This window comes from Mesorhizobium sp. LNHC252B00, from assembly GCF_000502955.1.
In the GTDB taxonomy this organism is placed as follows: Bacteria; Pseudomonadota; Alphaproteobacteria; order Rhizobiales; family Rhizobiaceae; genus Mesorhizobium.
Window position 1 is genome coordinate 41,526 of record NZ_AYWO01000011.1, and the last position, 16,190, is coordinate 57,715.

General features: G+C 61.1%; 19 protein-coding genes and 2 tRNA genes. 8 read left to right on the forward strand and 13 right to left on the reverse strand.

Annotated features, from left to right (window positions below; genetic code table 11):
* Positions 1 to 734: 734 nt before the first annotated feature.
* The 3 genes from X744_RS154330 to X744_RS1000000175175 form a co-directional block, all read right to left on the reverse strand.
* A complete protein-coding gene (locus X744_RS154330) occupies positions 735 to 1,070 on the reverse strand; it encodes a PRC-barrel domain-containing protein (RefSeq protein ID WP_023759823.1) in 336 nt (111 codons plus the stop codon).
* A gap of 393 nt (positions 1,071 to 1,463) precedes the next feature.
* Positions 1,464 to 1,763 (reverse strand): DUF1236 domain-containing protein, encoded by a 300-nt coding sequence (locus tag X744_RS154325; protein WP_023759824.1) that lies wholly within the window; start codon positions 1,761 to 1,763, stop codon positions 1,464 to 1,466.
* A gap of 198 nt (positions 1,764 to 1,961) precedes the next feature.
* Positions 1,962 to 2,423 carry a hypothetical protein gene (locus tag X744_RS1000000175175; RefSeq protein ID WP_245266655.1) on the reverse strand — a complete coding sequence of 154 codons (462 nt, stop codon included), beginning with the start codon at positions 2,421 to 2,423 and terminating at the stop codon, positions 1,962 to 1,964.
* A 40-nt stretch (positions 2,424 to 2,463) separates the two neighbouring features.
* Between X744_RS1000000175175 and X744_RS1000000175180 the strand changes: the two genes are divergently transcribed.
* Positions 2,464 to 2,859 carry a DUF1236 domain-containing protein gene (locus tag X744_RS1000000175180; protein ID WP_245266657.1) on the forward strand — a complete coding sequence of 132 codons (396 nt, stop codon included), beginning with the start codon at positions 2,464 to 2,466 and terminating at the stop codon, positions 2,857 to 2,859.
* 292 nt (positions 2,860 to 3,151) lie between these two features.
* A complete protein-coding gene (locus tag X744_RS1000000172105) occupies positions 3,152 to 3,319 on the forward strand; it encodes a DUF3309 family protein (RefSeq protein WP_023759825.1) in 168 nt (55 codons plus the stop codon).
* Between the two features lie 138 nt (positions 3,320 to 3,457).
* On the opposite strand, the gene X744_RS154320 is transcribed toward X744_RS1000000172105, so the two are convergent.
* From X744_RS154320 to X744_RS154310, 3 genes are all read right to left on the reverse strand, one after another.
* Entirely contained in the window at positions 3,458 to 3,985 is a 528-nt protein-coding gene (locus X744_RS154320; protein ID WP_023759826.1) for a ferritin-like domain-containing protein, read from the reverse strand.
* 429 nt (positions 3,986 to 4,414) lie between these two features.
* Positions 4,415 to 4,846, reverse strand: a complete 432-nt coding sequence (locus tag X744_RS154315; RefSeq protein ID WP_023759827.1) for a hypothetical protein — start codon at positions 4,844 to 4,846, stop codon at positions 4,415 to 4,417.
* Between the two features lie 187 nt (positions 4,847 to 5,033).
* Positions 5,034 to 5,109 (reverse strand) — tRNA-Val (locus X744_RS154310).
* Between the two features lie 216 nt (positions 5,110 to 5,325).
* Here X744_RS154310 and X744_RS154305 point away from each other — a divergent pair.
* A tRNA-Asp gene (locus X744_RS154305) sits at positions 5,326 to 5,402 on the forward strand.
* A gap of 124 nt (positions 5,403 to 5,526) precedes the next feature.
* Here the strand turns inward: X744_RS154305 and X744_RS154300 are convergent.
* From X744_RS154300 to ugpC, 4 genes are all read right to left on the reverse strand, one after another.
* A complete protein-coding gene (locus X744_RS154300; protein WP_156938560.1) occupies positions 5,527 to 5,844 on the reverse strand; it encodes a hypothetical protein in 318 nt (105 codons plus the stop codon).
* Positions 5,845 to 6,200: 356 nt separating this feature from the next.
* Positions 6,201 to 7,130, reverse strand: a complete 930-nt coding sequence (gene rbsK / locus X744_RS154295; RefSeq protein WP_023759829.1) for a ribokinase — start codon at positions 7,128 to 7,130, stop codon at positions 6,201 to 6,203.
* Between the two features lie 4 nt (positions 7,131 to 7,134).
* Positions 7,135 to 7,587 (reverse strand): RbsD/FucU family protein, encoded by a 453-nt coding sequence (locus X744_RS154290; protein ID WP_023759830.1) that lies wholly within the window; start codon positions 7,585 to 7,587, stop codon positions 7,135 to 7,137.
* Between the two features lie 27 nt (positions 7,588 to 7,614).
* Positions 7,615 to 8,673 carry a sn-glycerol-3-phosphate ABC transporter ATP-binding protein UgpC gene (gene ugpC / locus X744_RS154285; RefSeq protein ID WP_023759831.1) on the reverse strand — a complete coding sequence of 353 codons (1,059 nt, stop codon included), beginning with the start codon at positions 8,671 to 8,673 and terminating at the stop codon, positions 7,615 to 7,617.
* Positions 8,674 to 8,957: 284 nt separating this feature from the next.
* Between ugpC and X744_RS154280 the strand changes: the two genes are divergently transcribed.
* From X744_RS154280 to X744_RS154270, 3 genes are all read left to right on the forward strand, one after another.
* Positions 8,958 to 10,634 carry a sugar ABC transporter substrate-binding protein gene (locus tag X744_RS154280; RefSeq protein ID WP_023759832.1) on the forward strand — a complete coding sequence of 559 codons (1,677 nt, stop codon included), beginning with the start codon at positions 8,958 to 8,960 and terminating at the stop codon, positions 10,632 to 10,634.
* 84 nt (positions 10,635 to 10,718) lie between these two features.
* Positions 10,719 to 11,840 carry a sugar ABC transporter permease gene (locus tag X744_RS154275; RefSeq protein ID WP_031260347.1) on the forward strand — a complete coding sequence of 374 codons (1,122 nt, stop codon included), beginning with the start codon at positions 10,719 to 10,721 and terminating at the stop codon, positions 11,838 to 11,840.
* A 45-nt stretch (positions 11,841 to 11,885) separates the two neighbouring features.
* Positions 11,886 to 12,803, forward strand: a complete 918-nt coding sequence (locus tag X744_RS154270; protein WP_023759834.1) for a carbohydrate ABC transporter permease — start codon at positions 11,886 to 11,888, stop codon at positions 12,801 to 12,803.
* Between the two features lie 245 nt (positions 12,804 to 13,048).
* Here the strand turns inward: X744_RS154270 and X744_RS154265 are convergent, their stop codons facing one another.
* A complete protein-coding gene (locus X744_RS154265) occupies positions 13,049 to 13,792 on the reverse strand; it encodes a creatininase family protein (protein WP_023759835.1) in 744 nt (247 codons plus the stop codon).
* Positions 13,793 to 13,795: 3 nt separating this feature from the next.
* The gene (locus X744_RS154260) at positions 13,796 to 14,362 is read right to left on the reverse strand and encodes an SIS domain-containing protein (RefSeq protein WP_023759836.1); all 567 of its coding nucleotides are present in this window, start codon (positions 14,360 to 14,362) and stop codon (positions 13,796 to 13,798) included.
* Between the two features lie 175 nt (positions 14,363 to 14,537).
* Here X744_RS154260 and X744_RS154255 point away from each other — a divergent pair, with 175 nt between their 5' ends.
* Complete coding sequence (locus X744_RS154255; RefSeq protein ID WP_023759837.1) at positions 14,538 to 15,560, forward strand: aldo/keto reductase; 1,023 nt, start codon at positions 14,538 to 14,540, stop codon at positions 15,558 to 15,560.
* A gap of 88 nt (positions 15,561 to 15,648) precedes the next feature.
* On the opposite strand, the gene X744_RS154250 is transcribed toward X744_RS154255, so the two are convergent.
* On the reverse strand, positions 15,649 to 15,921 hold the full coding sequence (locus X744_RS154250; RefSeq protein WP_015318196.1) for an HU family DNA-binding protein: 273 nt from the start codon (positions 15,919 to 15,921) through the stop codon (positions 15,649 to 15,651).
* On the opposite strand from X744_RS154250, the gene X744_RS1000000173760 reads away from it, so the two are divergent.
* A complete protein-coding gene (locus tag X744_RS1000000173760; protein WP_156938561.1) occupies positions 15,914 to 16,183 on the forward strand; it encodes a hypothetical protein in 270 nt (89 codons plus the stop codon). The two genes, X744_RS154250 and X744_RS1000000173760, sit on opposite strands and share 8 nt — an antisense overlap.
* Positions 16,184 to 16,190: the final 7 nt, after the last annotated feature.

Below are 16,190 nucleotides of genomic sequence, written 5' to 3' on the forward strand. Positions count from 1 at the left end.
TGTTTCTTGCTTCCGCGTGACATTGGCTGCTGCCTCCATCGTATCCAGTAATCTCCCACGAACCGCGCTATTCGTCGGCACGATTCTCGTTGTGGACTCTCTCCTGGTCCTTGCTGCGGAGGATGCGGATTTCAGGATCAACAAGATGAGGCATGTCGGTCCTGACATCCGATCCCCTGCGCAATGACCAGCCGCTCTCACAGAGCATTTGAGAGCGTCGCTATCCAGCTCAGCGACTGGAAGCTGTCGTTCCACGCTGCTTCGCGCGTCTTTCTGCAACCGTCGACTGAGGGAATTCTACGGCTCGTCGATGTCCAGCTTCGAGGGGTTCTGCGAAATGAGACGCTCTTCCTCGTCATCCGGCAGCGCTTCGTCTGTTCTGGTACGCGTTATCGTCCTCTTCTTCGGGCAATTCACCACTCTTCTCGGTGGCGTTGCGACTGTCGCCGTCTGGCGGCACACCATCCGGAAGAACCTCGCTGCCTCGGATCGCGTCCCAATCCTGCTTTTCGAGNACTGTCGCCGTCTGGCGGCACACCATCCGGAAGAACCTCGCTGCCTCGGATCGCGTCCCAATCCTGCTTTTCGAGTGCTGGTCCTTCGGATGTGACGACGGGTTTCTTACCTGGTGTCATCGGGCCTGGTGTCATCGGGCTCTCCTAGGCTTCGGCATTCACCTTCGGAGCGCGCATTCGCGCCCACATCAGCATACGCCGCAAGGGCTGGCATAACGATCAGTGCCAGTAGGGTTCGACCCTCCAATATCGATACGAAGCTTCGCGGGCCGGCCTTCCATCGTCGACGGNCTTGAGCTGATCTGTGCTGAAAGAGACAACGTATCCGCCGCGGTCCGGATCATAATCCAAGAGGGACCATGGCACCGCGTGGTATCTTTCACCGATGCCCAGAAAACCGCCAAAGGAAATCACTGCGAACATGATGCCATTCGCGGTCTTTTCGAGCATCACGTCGTCGATCGTACCAATTTCCTCGCCCGCCGTGTTGTAGACAGTTGTGCCAATCACGCGCGAGGCGCGGATGGCGTCGGTATGGCCACTCGGAGTTGGCATTTCTTGAGCTCCTCTCTGTCCAAGTCAGATACCCACCAAACGGNCCGTGTTGTAAACAGTTGTGCCAATCACGCGCGAGGCACGGATGGCGTCGGTATGGCCACTCGGAGTTGGCATTTCTTGAGCTCCTCTCTGTCCAAGTCAGATACCCACCAAACGGGCGGTCGGCGCTGATGTTCCCAAAAAACTGCCGGTGCTCTGTGGTCCGGACTCGACGGAGTGGCCGTCGCACAGCACGTCGTTACACGGCTGCGATAACGCCTGCCGATAACGGAATTCCTGGTCCTCGGTTCGAACAGTAGCGAAAGGCGACGAGGGTACCCTCACCGCCTCTGCTACGGAAAAAGGCGGGTCGGAATTCCGTGCAGCGCCCCCGTCCGAATTGATCGCCGATCACTGAATCACCTTGACCACCTTGCGGGTGCTCGGATCTACCAGCAGCGTCTGATTGTCGACGACGACATAGCGGTATTGGACGTTGGGTATCTCGTGCAGTTCGACGGTATCGGGCAAGGCGGAACCGATGTTGAGCTCGACGCCGGGCAGGTTAACTGAAGCCAGAGGCTGCTTCCTCACATACTCCTTGATGACCGTTTCCTGCTCGGGTTGAATCACCACATCCTGAGCAGCCGCCGCGCCAACGCCCGCCAGCAGCAGGAAGCCCGCCGCAACACTGGTAAGATGCAATCTCATGATGGTCTCCTTTGAAAGCTGGATGGTCTCCTGTGAAAGCTGGCCACCTCTCGGCTGCGTCACATCGTTGCCGCCCGCAGCCCGGGCTGCCTGGTCGTAAACGCCATCGGATGCGGCTTGTTCCTCCGAACCGCCCGCTAACAGACCGGGAACAAAGTTTTTGGGTCAGAGTTCTACCCCGCGAAGGGACTCACACGTTCAAGGAGAATTCCCATGAAACGCGTTCTGATCACCAGCATGCTGGCGCTTGGCGTCAGTTGCGGGGCGGCACTCGCCCAGACGCAGCAACCTGTGGACAACCAGTCGGGCGGCGATACCAAATGCACGATGGGTACCGCCAAATGTCAGAAGGGTTCCAATATGGGCCAGCGGGCGCAGGGCAAGGTCAAGACCGAAGAGCAGACCCAGGGCAAGGCCAATGCGAAGACTGAGCAGCAGGCCCAGGGCAAGCCCGGCGCTACCGAGCAGCAGGCCCAGGGCAAGGCTGGCGCAACCACCGAGCAGCAGGCGCAGGATCAGGCCGGCACCAACTGCACAGCTGGAATGCCCAATTGCAAGAAGGGCTCGAAGAAGGGCGAACAGGTCCAGGGCAAGGCTTCGACCCAGACCAACGAGCAGGCGCAGGGCAAAGCCGGCATGACCACCAACCAGCAGGCCCAAGGCAAGGCGTCGACCCNAGCAGGCGCAGGGCAAAGCCGGCATGACCACCAACCAGCAGGCCCAAGGCAAGGCGTCGACCCAGACCAACCAGCAGGCGCAGGGCAAAGCCGGCATGACCACCAATCAGCAGGCCCAAGGCAAAACCTCGACCCAGGACAACACCTCGACCGCGTCCATCAACAACGTGACGGTCGAACAGAAGACGCAGATCGTCAACGTGATCCATGAGACCAGGGTCGAACCGGTGTCGAATGTGACCTTCGACATCAGCGTAGGCGTTGAGATTCCCAGGAAAAAGGTTCGGCTGCATCGTCTGCCTGCCCGTATCGTCAAGATTGTCCCAGCCTATGAGGGCTACGAGTACTTCGTGCTGGCCGATGGCCGCATCGTGATCGTCGACCCGAATACGCTGAAGATCGTCCTTATCCTGACCTGACGGGGACACATGCCCGCCGCGCCGAAGGCATGGCGGGCCTTTCCACGCTGATATCCATAATCAAGCCCAGTCTGATACGCTGCTCCGTGGCTGTCGCCGCCATAAAGCTGGGCGGTTTCGTGGCTCTCGCCCTCTCGCTGCTTTCTCTCCAGCGCTCTGCAGGCTGATTGTTCCCGCCTATATCAATCGCGTGTTCGGGCCGCCGCTGGGAACAGGACGGCTTGCTGCGCGTTCCATAGTCATCTTCATCAAAATACGCGGCGAACGCACGCGTTGGCAAAATGGAGAGGACATGAGCATCCTCGGAATTATTCTCATCATCATACTGGTACTTGCCTTGCTCGGCGGCCTCAGCGGCCTAGGCGGCGGGCCGTTCTATGGCACCGGCTATTACGGCGGCGGTGGGCTTGGACTGGTGTTGATTATCATCATCATCCTGGCTCTCCTCGGGCGCATATAGCGCAGCGACCCAGTCTGTCCCTCAGGGCGGGGCCCGCGCCGTGGTCGGCGTGACAACGAACGCCGACCAACTTCCGAGAGAAGAGATAAGACGGCGGAAGCCCGACGCGTCGCAGGGATTCCGCCGATCGCAATCGGGCTACGCAGCTTGCTGCAGAGCGCGCTCGTTGACACCCCCCTCGCCCAGCCTGGAAAGCGCTTCGTCGGTCGCCATCTCTTCCTTAAGAGTGGCATTGAGCAAGTCCGCGACGTCTCTCTTACCCATCTGTTCGGCCCAGGCAATCAGAGTGCCGTATCGAGCAATCTCGTAGTGCTCGACTGCCTGCGCGGCTGCAACCAGTCCGGCGTCAAGTGCGGGCGCGCCTTCATATTCCTCCAGCACTTCCGAGCCCTCTTCGACAATGCCGTCGATGGCAGGACAGGTCTTGCCGCGTGCCGACCTGCCGATTTTCTCGAACACTTCCTCGAGGCGATCCACATGGCCTTCCGTTTCCATCCGGTGTTTCTCGAAGGCGGCGGTCACTTCTTCCGATTCCGCCGCTCTGGCCATCTTGGGCAGGGTCCTCAGTATCTTCTTCTCGGCATAATAGAGATCCTTCAGTCCATCGAGGAATAGGTCCTCAAGACCCTTCCTTGCCGCTTTCGTTGTTTTCTTCGTGGTTGCCATAATCGTCTCCCGCTGGGTTGGTAGCAGCCTCCGCAAAAGTGCGAGGCACTCGATAACCCACCTGCCGGAGACAAGTTCCCGGGCGACCGAGCACCGTCGAAGAATTCTCCAGGATGAGGCTGGCCCGGCATTTTCGGCAATCTCTTCGGCGTTCTTTTTCACGTCTGCCGCGGGCGACGGATCAGGTGACGTGCTCCCCTGGTCTTGCTCGGGCTCTCTTCAGTGGCGAGGTGCGCCCGCTCATATCGCCTTAGTGGAAGGTGATGCGAAGGCCAAAATGACGCTTACTGCTTACAGCGAAAGCAGCGCTTTGCTTCGTCGAAGTCCTTCAACGGCGCATGAGCGGCCTGCGCTGGCCGGTGCGCCGTAATGTCGCTGAAACATCCGTCGACAATCACCGCACCGTTTAGATGCTTGTGCAAAGCGGCTTCAGTGTACCAGCACGTTCCGCAGCCAGGCCATCAGCCTGCTTCCACGGATGGTCTTGCGCACCCTGGCGGCAGCCCAGCTGGCTTGCATCGTTGCCCCGATATGGCAGCTGCAGACGATGTCGTGCAGTTGCCCATCGCTCAGCTTGAAGAAACGTTTTGCTTCCCCGTAGCTATCACCCTGGAGACCCGCGGCACGCAGCAGCGGATCCTCGAACGCAACGGTGATCGCCGACCCCGCCGTTCGCGTTTCCGCGCGGACTTTCGGATGCAGATGTTCGGTGCCGGTCAGTGCTCCAAGGCATCGCGCGGGTTGCCGCTCGAGGAGCTCTGCCCAACGTTCGATCCTTTGCGTTCTGGTCATGATGGCGCTTTGCGCCAAGGGATTGACGTCTGCGATTGTTCGCAGCTCGTGAAGCGTCTGGTGTTTCATGGTCGGCTCCTGTTGACAGCGCAGCATTCACCCCTTCAGGAGAAGTACCGCGACGGCATCAGCCGACAAGAGCATTGCCGAAAGAGTTCCATCAAACGATGCTGCAATCCTGTCGGAAGGTGCGCTGGCTTCTCACGCATCGAGGCCGCTGGGGGCGTGACAGGCCAATTGCCCTGAAATTTGCATATGGTGGGCGATGACGGGCTCGAACCGCCGACATCTTCGGTGTAAACGAAGCGCTCTACCAACTGAGCTAATCGCCCGCTCCGGGCCGGACCTTTAAGCGGTCGGGATCGGCTTCGCAAGGCCAAATGAGCGCAGAGCGCTCTGGTTGGATACCGGTTTTGCCAACAAAAGGCCGGCTGTCAAAAAACCTTCTCCTGTTTGCTGTTATGCTGTGCCGTCACGCTTGACACCCGGTGGCGAACCCCTTATCCAGCGCCCCAACGACGAACACGGCTGACACGTGTTCGCCATGCGCGGGTGTAGCTCAGTTGGTTAGAGTGCCGGCCTGTCACGCCGGAGGTCGCGGGTTCGAGCCCCGTCACTCGCGCCATTTAACTTACTGATAGTTAAATGGTTTTCGCGCTAAGTAGGCTTCGGCCTTGTCAGGCAATCGGACCATGTAGCAGGCTGCGAAGAATTCGCGGACGACTGCTGCCGCTTGAAGCGCGCCCCCCCTAGATGCGCGCAGCGCCATTCTCCCGGCTGCCAAAATGCCGTGCCGATGATGCGGCCGGTCGATCGTCACTTGGCCTTTGGTCTGACCCGCAGCCTACCTCGATGATTCCGACCAGTGCGCGAACAAATTCAACCATATCATTTGCCGTAATGGCGGCCTTGTCGGGACTTTGGCCAATGCGTTCGGCGGCTGCGCAACATGACAGGCGGATGAGATCGTAGTGTGAATCCCTTTCATCCTCCGGCATCGCCGCTAATTTCATGGCTCGGCGATGAATCAACCGCAGCAATTGTTCGAGAGCTGCTCCGACACTCATGCGTTTGCTCCGCATTGGTCGACCGTCCCACCGGAAACGTCGACGAGGACGTGTTTTCCCCCGTGATGTGGAAAGGCTGCATCACGGCTGTTAATATATCGTTTAGTGCTAATATAATGACACTCCGCGGAGCTGTCCTGCCACCGGAGCACCCGAGGGCAACCTTGAAATCGTTCGTTGTCAGCACCGTGTCGCGTTGACAGAAGCCCGCCACCGTGAGGCAGCGGGCATGGCCTAAACGGCCCGGCCTCTACAGCGATTGCGAGCCTGATCACGGCCTTCGTTGTCAGGAATGAAGCTGAAGAACATCGGTTGGCGGTCGCGTGCCCAGCCTTGCAATCCGAGCAGCCCTAACCTTATCCCCTCGCCAGCAGCGCCTCGACCTCCTGAAGCGTCGGCATCGACGGCGCGGTCCCTGGTCGCGTCACTGAAATTCCGGCGACGGCGCAGGCGAAGCGCACGGCTTGAAACGGCTCCACGCCTCGCGAAAGTGCCGCGGCCAGGCCGCCATTGAAGGCGTCGCCCGCCCCGGTTGTTTCGATCACCGGTCCCGCACTGACGGTGGGAATATGGTCGGAGCGGCCCTTCGAGTGTAAAAGCGCGCCCTTGTCACCCAGCGTGACGATGACTGTGCCGACACCCATTTCGAGCAGCCTGTCCGCGGCGGCTCGCGCCTCGTCGACGGAGGACACCTTCATCCCGGTCAATTCCTCCGTCTCGGTCTCGTTGGGCGTGAAATAGTCACACAACGCATAGATGCGGTCGGGAAGTTTTGCCGCCGGGGCCGGGTTGAGGATCGTCGTCACCCCTGCCCCACGTGCGATCTCCAGCGCTCGCATAGCTGCTTCGATCGGCTGTTCGAGCTGGGTGACGAAGACGCCGGCACTACGGATGAGCCCGGCATTGGCTTCGATGTCGGCTGGCGAGATCAGCATGGCGGCACCGGGGCTGACGATGATGGCATTGTTGCCGGTCGTCTCCTCGACGAAGATGTAGGCGGCACCGGTATAGCTTTCCGGTGTGTCGATGACGGCATTCTTGACGCCCGCCTGCGCCCAGGTCTGCCTGGCCATGTCGGCGAAGGGGTCGACGCCGAGGCGGGTGAGGAAGGTGACATCGGCGCCAAGCTTGCCGGCGGCAACCGCCTGGTTTGAGCCCTTGCCGCCCGGCCCCAGCGTGAAGGATGTCCCGAGGATCGTTTCGCCCATGCGCGGCTGCCGCAGTGCCCTGTAGGCGGTGTCGGCGACGAACACACCCAATATGACGACAGGCTTGCCCGAAGCCACGCCGCTACTCCGCATCCGGAGGCACGACGCCCTTGCGGAAGGCGAAGCAGCCATAGAAGCGGCGCTCGCCGGTCTGGATGACGCAATAGGCCTGCTTGGCGCGCTCGTAGAAGGCATAGCGCTCAACCGCTACCATCGGCCACGACTTGCCCTCGGCCGCGTCGATTTCCTTTTGTACCTCGTTCTGCACAGCGGGAATCTCGTCTGGCTTGCCGACGATCTCCATGCGCGCGGCGGAGTCGTCGACGAACGTGTCCAGCGGGTAGAGCGACAGCACCGCCTTTGCGACCTCCGCGGCCGACGCATCGATGCGCAGAAGGCGGCCGAGCGCGGTCTGGCGCGCCACCGAATCGGACGGAAAATTGGTGTCGGCGATGATCAGATCATCGCCATGCCCCATTGCCCGCAATGCCTGCAGCACGTCGGCATTGAGCAGCGGGTTGATGCCTTTGAGCATGATATTCCTCGTGAAGTCCGATTGAGATCAGAGACGCTTGCCGGTCTCGGCGTCGAAAAGATGGATCTGGTCGAGCCGCGGCTTCAGCGTGAGCGTGTCGCCCGGCTTGAAGTCGTGGCGCTCGCGAAACAGCGCCACCATCTCGCCTTCGCCGAAGCGCAGGAAGACCAGCGTTTCAGAGCCGGTCGGCTCAACCACCGAAATCTTCGCCGGCACGCCATCGGGATGGATTTCGAGGTGTTCCGGGCGCACGCCATAGACAATGGCCTGGCCGTCCTGTGCGGCATTGTCCGATGCAACCGGGAACAGCGTGCCCGCAATATCGACACCTGGCTTCGCACCCTTGCGCATGACGCCCTTGAGCAGGTTCATCGAAGGCGAGCCGATGAATCCGGCGACAAACAGGTTGGCCGGTCGGTCGAACAGTTCCAGCGGCGCGCCGACCTGCTCGATGCGGCCGTCGCGCATGACGACGATTTTGTCGGCCATGGTCATGGCCTCGATCTGGTCATGGGTGACGTAGATGGTGGTGGTCTTCAGCCGCTGGTGGAGTTCCTTGATCTCGGTGCGCATCTGTACGCGCAGCTTGGCGTCCAGATTGGAGAGCGGCTCGTCGAACAGGAACACTTGGGGATTTCGCACAATGGCGCGCCCCATCGCCACGCGCTGGCGCTGCCCGCCGGAGAGCTGGCGCGGATAGCGCTTCAGGTAGGGATTGAGGTCGAGGATGTCGGCGGCGCGCTTGACCCGCTCGGCGACCACGGCCGGATCGGTTTTCCGCAGCTTGAGCGCAAAGGCCATGTTCTGCTCGACCGTCTTGTGCGGATAAAGCGCATAGTTCTGGAACACCATGGCGATGTCGCGCTTGGCCGGCGGCAGATGGTTGACGATCCGGTCGCCGATGGCGATCGTGCCGCCGGAGACCGTCTCCAGCCCGGCAACCATCCTGAGCAGCGTGGACTTGCCGCAACCCGAAGGCCCCACCAGAACCACGAACTGCCCGTCTGAGATGTCGACGCTGACTTCGTGCAGAACCTTGACGGTTCCGAATGCCTTGGCCACCTTGCTGATCGCGACTTGCGCCATATCTCCCCCGCCGGCTCCATTAGCCGTAGGCGCAGAAGCTAACCAACGCGACCGGTCAGGGCAAGTCAGTCTGATACAGGTAAACCCGTTCTCGTTGACACGGCGTTTGGTTGCGAGAATAGTGGCAGCTGCTGGTCAAAATGTCGGTACCCGATCCGCAATCGGAACTTTAATCGCCGCAGGGTGGGGTCCTGCCTAATTCGTTTCCGAACGGGAGCATCGTTGGCGCTCCAGCGTCCGACAGTTGGTCACTTATTCACACTGAATTCTGGGAGGAACAGGCAATGAGAACGGATCTTTACGAGAAACTGGTTCGTGCCGGCGCCACAAGGCGCGACATATTGAAGGGTGCGGCCAGCATGGCCGCAATCGCAGCGGCATCTGGTGCAGGGCTCGGCGCCTTGACGCGCCCGGCTTCCGCTGCAAGCGAACTTCGCTCCAAAATCCTGCAGATCCCCGGCGTCGGCAAGGGTCAGCCGACCGATGCCGACTTCCAGAAGGTCGGCGAGCTTTGCCTCGAAGCCACCAAGGCCAACGTCAAGGAAGGCGAATTCGCCGGCGTCGAGCTCTCCTTCATGGGCCTCAACAACCAGAACCTGCACAATGTGCTGTTCCGCGGCTTCCTGAAGCCGTGGGAGGCCTATACCGGGGCCAAGATCAACTGGATCGACCTGGCGCAGGCTGACTACAATCCGCGCCTGCAGCAGGCTATCGCCACGAACACAATCGACTTTGATATCGTCGAGATGGGCGCGCCTTTCGAAGGCGATGTCTGCGGCAAGGGCCTCACTTCCGAGATGCCCGACTGGGTCAGGAAGCAGATCGATATGGATGATCTGGTGGCCTATCTGAAGCCGCCGGTCGGCACCTGGAACGGCAAGCAGTATCGCGTTACCGTCGACGGAGACGCGCACAACTTCAACTACCGCACCGACGTGTTCTCCGACTCTGATCTGGCAGCAGCCTGGAAAGCCGATAGCGGCGACAAGGCAGGCCTGACGGAATGGGGCGTGCCGAAGACCTGGCAGCAGGTGCAGGTAGTGACCAAGTTCCTCAAGGGCAAGCAGATGAAGGGCCAGGACGTCTACGGCTACCTCGACGCGCCCAAGCCCTGGGGCGGCTTCGGCTTCTATTTCCTCGGCAGCCGCGCCTCCGCCTATGCCAAGCATCCGGATGACAAGGCGTGGCTATTCGATCCGGATACCATGAAACCGCGCGTCAACAACCCGGCTTGGGTGCGCGCGATCCAGGACGTGATCGATGCGCTGCCTTCCGAGCCGCAAGATCAAATCAATGCCGACCCGAACCAGACCTGTTTCTCCCAATTCCTGGGCGGCACCGGTTCGATGCTAGCTTGGTGGGGAGACGCGGGCTCGAATGCGAAAACTAACGATTCGTCGGTCGTCGGCGATGTCACAGGCTTCTCGATCCTGCCAGGCTCCGACGATGTCTACAATTCCAAAACTGGCAAGTGGGACAAACTGGCCAGCGGCCCTAACTATGCGCCGAACTGCGCCTATCTCGGCTGGGGCGTCTATGTCATGGCCCGCGTCGACAGTGACGAGAAGAAGAAAAAGGCAGCCTGGTCTGCGGCAGCCCATCTCGGCGGCAAGGACCTGTCGCTCTGGTGCGCCGCATATCCATCGGGCTTCCAGCCGTACCGCAATTCCCATTTCGACATTCCGGAATGGGTGGCGGCCGGCTACGACGAGGCGTTCATCACCTCCTACCTCAAGTCGGAGGCCGACAGCTACAACCATCCGAATGCGGCGATCGAGCCGCGCATCCCCGGCATCTTCCAATACTACAGCGCCGCCGAGGACATCCTGGCCAACACCTTCGCCGGCAAGATGAAGGCGCAGGAAGGCGCCGACGCCATTGCGGCGGCCTGGGAGAAGCTGACCGATCAGATCGGCCGCGACAACCAGATCAAGCTCTACAAGGCCTCGCTCGGCATGTAGGCTGGCTTATAAACCGTGGTTCGGCGGCGCAAAGCCGCCGGACCTGACGGCCGGCAAAGGGCCTTCTGTGAACGGACGGGACGCGTGGCTAACCAGACTTTGCCCACCAATGCGTGGCCGGCAGACGCCGCCCCTTACGATCTGATTTCACCGAGCCGCAAACGCCTGGGCTGGGCTTTGATGGCTGCTGCAACTCTCGGTCTGCTGGCGGTGATCGCGCTGGAGATCCTGTACAAGACCGAAGCCGACACCGTCGGCTTCGAAACCTGGCGCCCGGTCGTCTACGCCTATGTGCTGTGGGGCGTGGCTATCGGCATCGGCCAGGTGCTGACGCGCGGCGAAGACGGCCAGCGTGCGCTGTTCCTGCTGCCGGCGCTGCTGTTCACCATCGCCATGGTGATCTTCCCGACGCTGTTCGGTTTCTACATCGCGCTCACCGACTGGAATCTCAGTTCCTTCTCTGGCCGCAAGTTCAACGGGCTCGCCAATTTCTGGCAGATGCTGGGCGATCCCTATTACCGCAATGCGCTGTTCAACATGGTGCTCTATGTGCTGGCGGTGGCGGTCGAATATGTCATTGCCTTCGGCCTGGCGCTGTTGCTCAACGCGCAGATCCGGGCGCGCAAATTCTTCCGCGTCGTCTTCCTCTTGCCCTTGATGCTGTCGCCGGTCGCGGTGTCGTGGATGATCGGCAAATCGCTGATGGAATACCGCTTCGGACCGGCAGCGACGCTGGCGCGCCATCTCGGCTGGGAGAATCCAGCCTTCTTCAGCGACCCGATCATCGCGCGCATCGCAATCATGGTGCTGGATGCCTGGACGTTCATTCCGTTCATGATGATCATGCTGCTGGCCGGGCTGCAGGCGATGTCGCGCGAGGTGCTCGAAGCCGCCCGCGTGGACGGCGCCAATGTGTGGCAGACCTTCTGGCAGGTCACCTTCCCGCTGATGCTGCCGGTGTCGGTGACGGCGGTGATCCTGCGCATCATCTTCAAGCTGAAGCTTGCCGACATCATCATCACGGTGACATCGGGCGGCCCGGGCGGCGCTACCGATTCCGTGTCGAGCTTCATCTATCGCGAATACCGCGACCGCTCGAATGTCGGCTACGGAACCATGCTGGCGATGGCCTATCTGGTGATCATCATCGTATTCGTCACGTGGCTGTTGAAATTTGCCAACCGCTTCGTGCGCAATGTGAATTGAAGCAGGGCGGATCAATTGAAGCAAGATCGGGTGAATTGAAGCAAGATGAGCGTACTGACCACCGAATATGTAGCCTCGGAGATCCGCTCGCCGGCGAGCTTCCTCGCCAGCCGCTTCTTCATCTATGCGGCGCTGGCCTTCTGGGCGTTCGTCTGCCTGTTCCCGATCTATTGGACGATCACGACCTCGTTCAAGACCGCGGTCGACGTCACCCAAGGCCATCTGATCCCCTTCGTCGACTTCCAGCCGGACTGGAAGGGCTGGCGCTCGCTCGGCCTGTCGCCGGACTCGATCTTCCAGACCTCGACGGTGCGCGAGGAGTTCCTCAAGCGCTTCATGAATTCGGTGATCACCTCGGTCGGCGCATCGAGCCTGGCCATCGTCATCGGCAGCCTCGCCGCCTACGGGCTCACCCGCTATCGCTACCATTTCGCCTGGTTCAAGAACGAGGACATCTCGTTCTTCTTCCTGTCGCAGCTGATCCTGCCTCCGGTGGTGCTGGCTCTGCCCTTCCTGGTGCTCTACCGTGAAGTCGGCCTGCTCGACACGCGCGTCGGGCTGATCCTGCTCTACACGCTGATGGTGCTGCCGATCGTCATCTGGATCATGCGCGACCAGTTCAACTCCATCCCGGTCGAGCTCGAGGAAGCAGCGCTCGTTGACGGGTTGTCGATCTGGGGAGCCTTCTTCCGCATCGTCATGCCGATCGCGCTGCCCGGCATGGTCGCCGCCTTCATCCTGGCGATGGTGCTGTGCTGGAATGAATATTTCTTCGCCGCCCTTTTGACCTCGACCGATGCCAAGACCATCCCCGTCATGGTGGCGAGCCAGACCGGCTCGCAAGGCATCAACTGGTGGTCGATGGCGGCGCTTGCGACGGCGGCCATCGCGCCTCTCGCTGTCATCGGCATAGCGCTCGAGCGCTATCTGATCATGGGCATGACCGCGGGAGCGGTGAAGTAGAGCGGGAGGGGGCGGCCTCGCGCCCCTGATCTGTAAATTTTCGACCTCGGCGGGGCAGCACCCCCCTCTGGCCTACCGGCCATCTCCCCCGCAAGGAGGGAGATCGGCAGCTCATGCGTTCCGCCAGCCTTCCGACATTGGCGATTGGCGAAAGTCTTGGCGGCATCCAATCTCCCCCCTTGCGGGGGAGATGTCCGGCAGGACAGAGGGGGGTGTGAAGGATCGCTGCATAGCGGCTTTGTCTGCTAGCGTCTCAGGATCGTGCGCAGGTGATCCATGATCATTGCGACGCCCTTTTCTCCGAGCTCCGCCGAAGCATCCTTGGCACTCGCCGTATACCAGCCGGTATTGTCTTCGAAGTGGTTGGTATCGACAGCCTCCGGGCATAGCGCCAGCATCAGCGACGTCTCGCAAATGCCGGCATGATCGAACGGGTACTTGCCATTCATATCAGCCGACATCAGCGGATGCACCTGCACCCAGTTGAAGAAATTGGCGCCCTCGGCGTGCTCGGCATAGTAGTCGGCCATCGCCTCGGAGCCCCACCAGCCTTCGCCGCGTTCCTTCTCGAGAAAGCGGAAGATCGCCTGGCGGCCGGCGGTCTTGAACGCCAGATCGGTCGGCATGCCGGCGGTGAAATTCTCGGTCTGGTGGTGGATGATGGCGTGGATGTTGCGAAAACCTATGCGCAGCAGGCTGTAGAACAGCTCCTCGCCGAACGGCGCCAGCGCATTGCCGCCGACCTGCACCGAGCCGCTGCCCTCCGGCGGCGCCACAGCGTAGCTCGCAGAACCGTAGTAGAAGGGTGGCAGGATGACGACGTCCCTCTCCTTTTCGAATAGCTCCAGGGTCTTGATGACGGCCAGCGTGTCCATGCCGACGGCCATGTGCTCGCCATGGTATTCGAGCACGCCAAGCGGGAGGGCGACCGGCCAGTTCTCGGCGATCGCCCTGCGGATCTGGTGAGGCAGCATCAGTTCGTAGCGCATGATCTATTCCATGTTTGTGTGGCGGGCGCGCATGGCGTCCGGCGACGCGCCGGTCAAATCCTTGAGCTTCAGCACCATCACCTCGAACAGCAGGAACAATGCGCCTTCAAAGACCGAGCCCATCGGCAGCACCGACGTCTTCCGCGCTCCCTGGTCGCTGGCCATGGTCTGCGCTGGAATGAGCAGCGTGAAATCGGCGCGCTTTGCCGCGCTGCCATCGTCCTGGGCCGTCAGCAGCAGGTTGGTCGCGCCTGCATCGTTCGCGACCTGCATGAGGGTCAGCACGGTCGAGGTTTCTCCGGGTCCGGAACTGACCAGGAAGACATCGCCTGGCCCCAGGGGCGGCGTGGTCATGTCGCCGACCACGGCGACCGGCAGGCCAAGATGGTAGAGCCGCATGGCAAAGCCCCTGACCTGCAAACCCTCGCGGCCACAGCCATAGACGACGATCTGCCTGGCGCCGGCCAGCATCTTGCAGGCAGCATCGATCCGGCGCTCGTCAACGCGCGCCAGCACGCCGCCGAGTTCGTCAAGCGCGGTCCCGAACAGGCCTTTGCTCTTGTCGCTCACCGCAAACCTGCCATCGAAAACACCCTGGGATTTGCCGCTCTTGCTGCCACGAACAGCTTGATTTCGTTCATGCTAGCAATCGCGAAAATGCGTGTCCAACGCTGCGCGGCGCTTTTGCCTGATCACAGGCATGATAATGTCATGCAGACAAATCAAGTGAGGCAAACGGCAGGATATGAAGACACGGCATTTCGACCGCATCGGCAATGGCGGCATCAGCTTCACCGAACTCGGCTTCGGCACGGCGCCGCTTGGCAATCTCTACCGTGCCGTCTCGGACGAGGATGCCAACGCCACGCTGGAGGCCGCCTGGGCGACCGGCTGCCGCTACTACGACACCGCGCCGCTCTACGGGCTTGGCCTGTCGGAAACCCGGCTCAACCCTTTCCTGCGCGGCAAGAAGCGCGACGACTATGTGCTGTCGAGCAAAGTCGGCCGTATCATGCGCGTCTGCCCGCCTGAAGAGCGCACCGGCATCGGCAAGTTCTTCGACACGCCATCGCGCCGCGAGGTGTACGACTACAGCTATGACGGCGTGATGCGCTCGTTCGAAGCCTCGCTGGAGCGCCTCGGCGTCGACCGTATCGACATCCTCTTCGTGCACGATGTCGACATCTTCACCCATGGCAGCAAGGAAGCGTCCGACCGGCGCATCGAAGAATTCATGCGCTCCGGCTATTACGGTTTGCTCTCGCTGCGCGACCAGGGCGTGATCAAGGCGTTCGGCGGAGGCATCAATGAGTGGCAGGTTGCGCAGACGCTGGCCGAGCGCGGCGATTTCGACCTGTTCCTGCTTGCCGGCCGCTATACGCTGCTCGAACAGGAGGCGCTGACATCCTTCCTGCCGCTTTGCCAGGCGCGCGGCATCGGCATCGTTCTGGGCGGGCCCTACAACTCCGGCATCCTGGCGACGGGACCGAAGCCCGGCGCACACTACAACTATTCCGAAGCGCCGAAGGACATCCTCGACCGGGTCGCCGCCATCGAAAGCGTCTGCAAGCGCCACGGCGTGCGCCTGATCGAGGCCGCGCTGCAATTCCCGCTGCTGCACCCCTCGGTCGTCTCGGTGATCCCCGGTGGCCAGCGGCCGAGCGAAGTCGAGAGCAACCGTTCGCTGCTCGATGCAAAACTGCCCGCAGCGCTTTGGGCCGATCTCAAGAAGGAAGGCCTCATGCGCACTGAGGCGCCGACCGCATAACCCAGTCGCCATGCGCATCGGCGTCGGGCACAAAAATGAAAAGCCGGGCAAGCCCGGCTTTTCTGGTCTCTGAAAAGAAAAAAGGCGCTTAGTTGACTGCGTCCTTGAGGCCCTTGCCGGCCGAGAACTTCGGCACGGTGCGTGCCGGGATCTTCACTTCGGCGCCGGTCTGAGGATTGCGGCCGGTCGACGCCGCACGCTTTGACACGGTGAAATTGCCAAAGCCGACAAGCCGGACATCGCCGCCCTTCTTCAGTTCGCCGCTGATCACGGAAAATACCGCATCCACCGCCGACTGCGCGTCACCCTTCGAAATGCTCGCGGCGTCGGCGACAGCGGACACCAGTTCGTTCTTGTTCATAAAAATTCCCTTCCATGAGAACACCGGAACTTACGACTCATCCGGCAGGAAACGGACTTTAGAAAGAAGCGTTGCCGCAACCAAGTCGCAAAGCCGTGAAAAAAGCGGAAAAAGCCCGGAATTCCGGGGTTTTTCACATGAAAAAGCCGGGCGCGAAGCCCGGCTCTCTGTTTATGCATTGCAACCTTGGCGAAAACCAACGCATGGCTCCGAAAAACGCAGCCGGTTTTCGGAAAGGGCCATGCGCAAGTCCAAGTACTAGAGCGTCC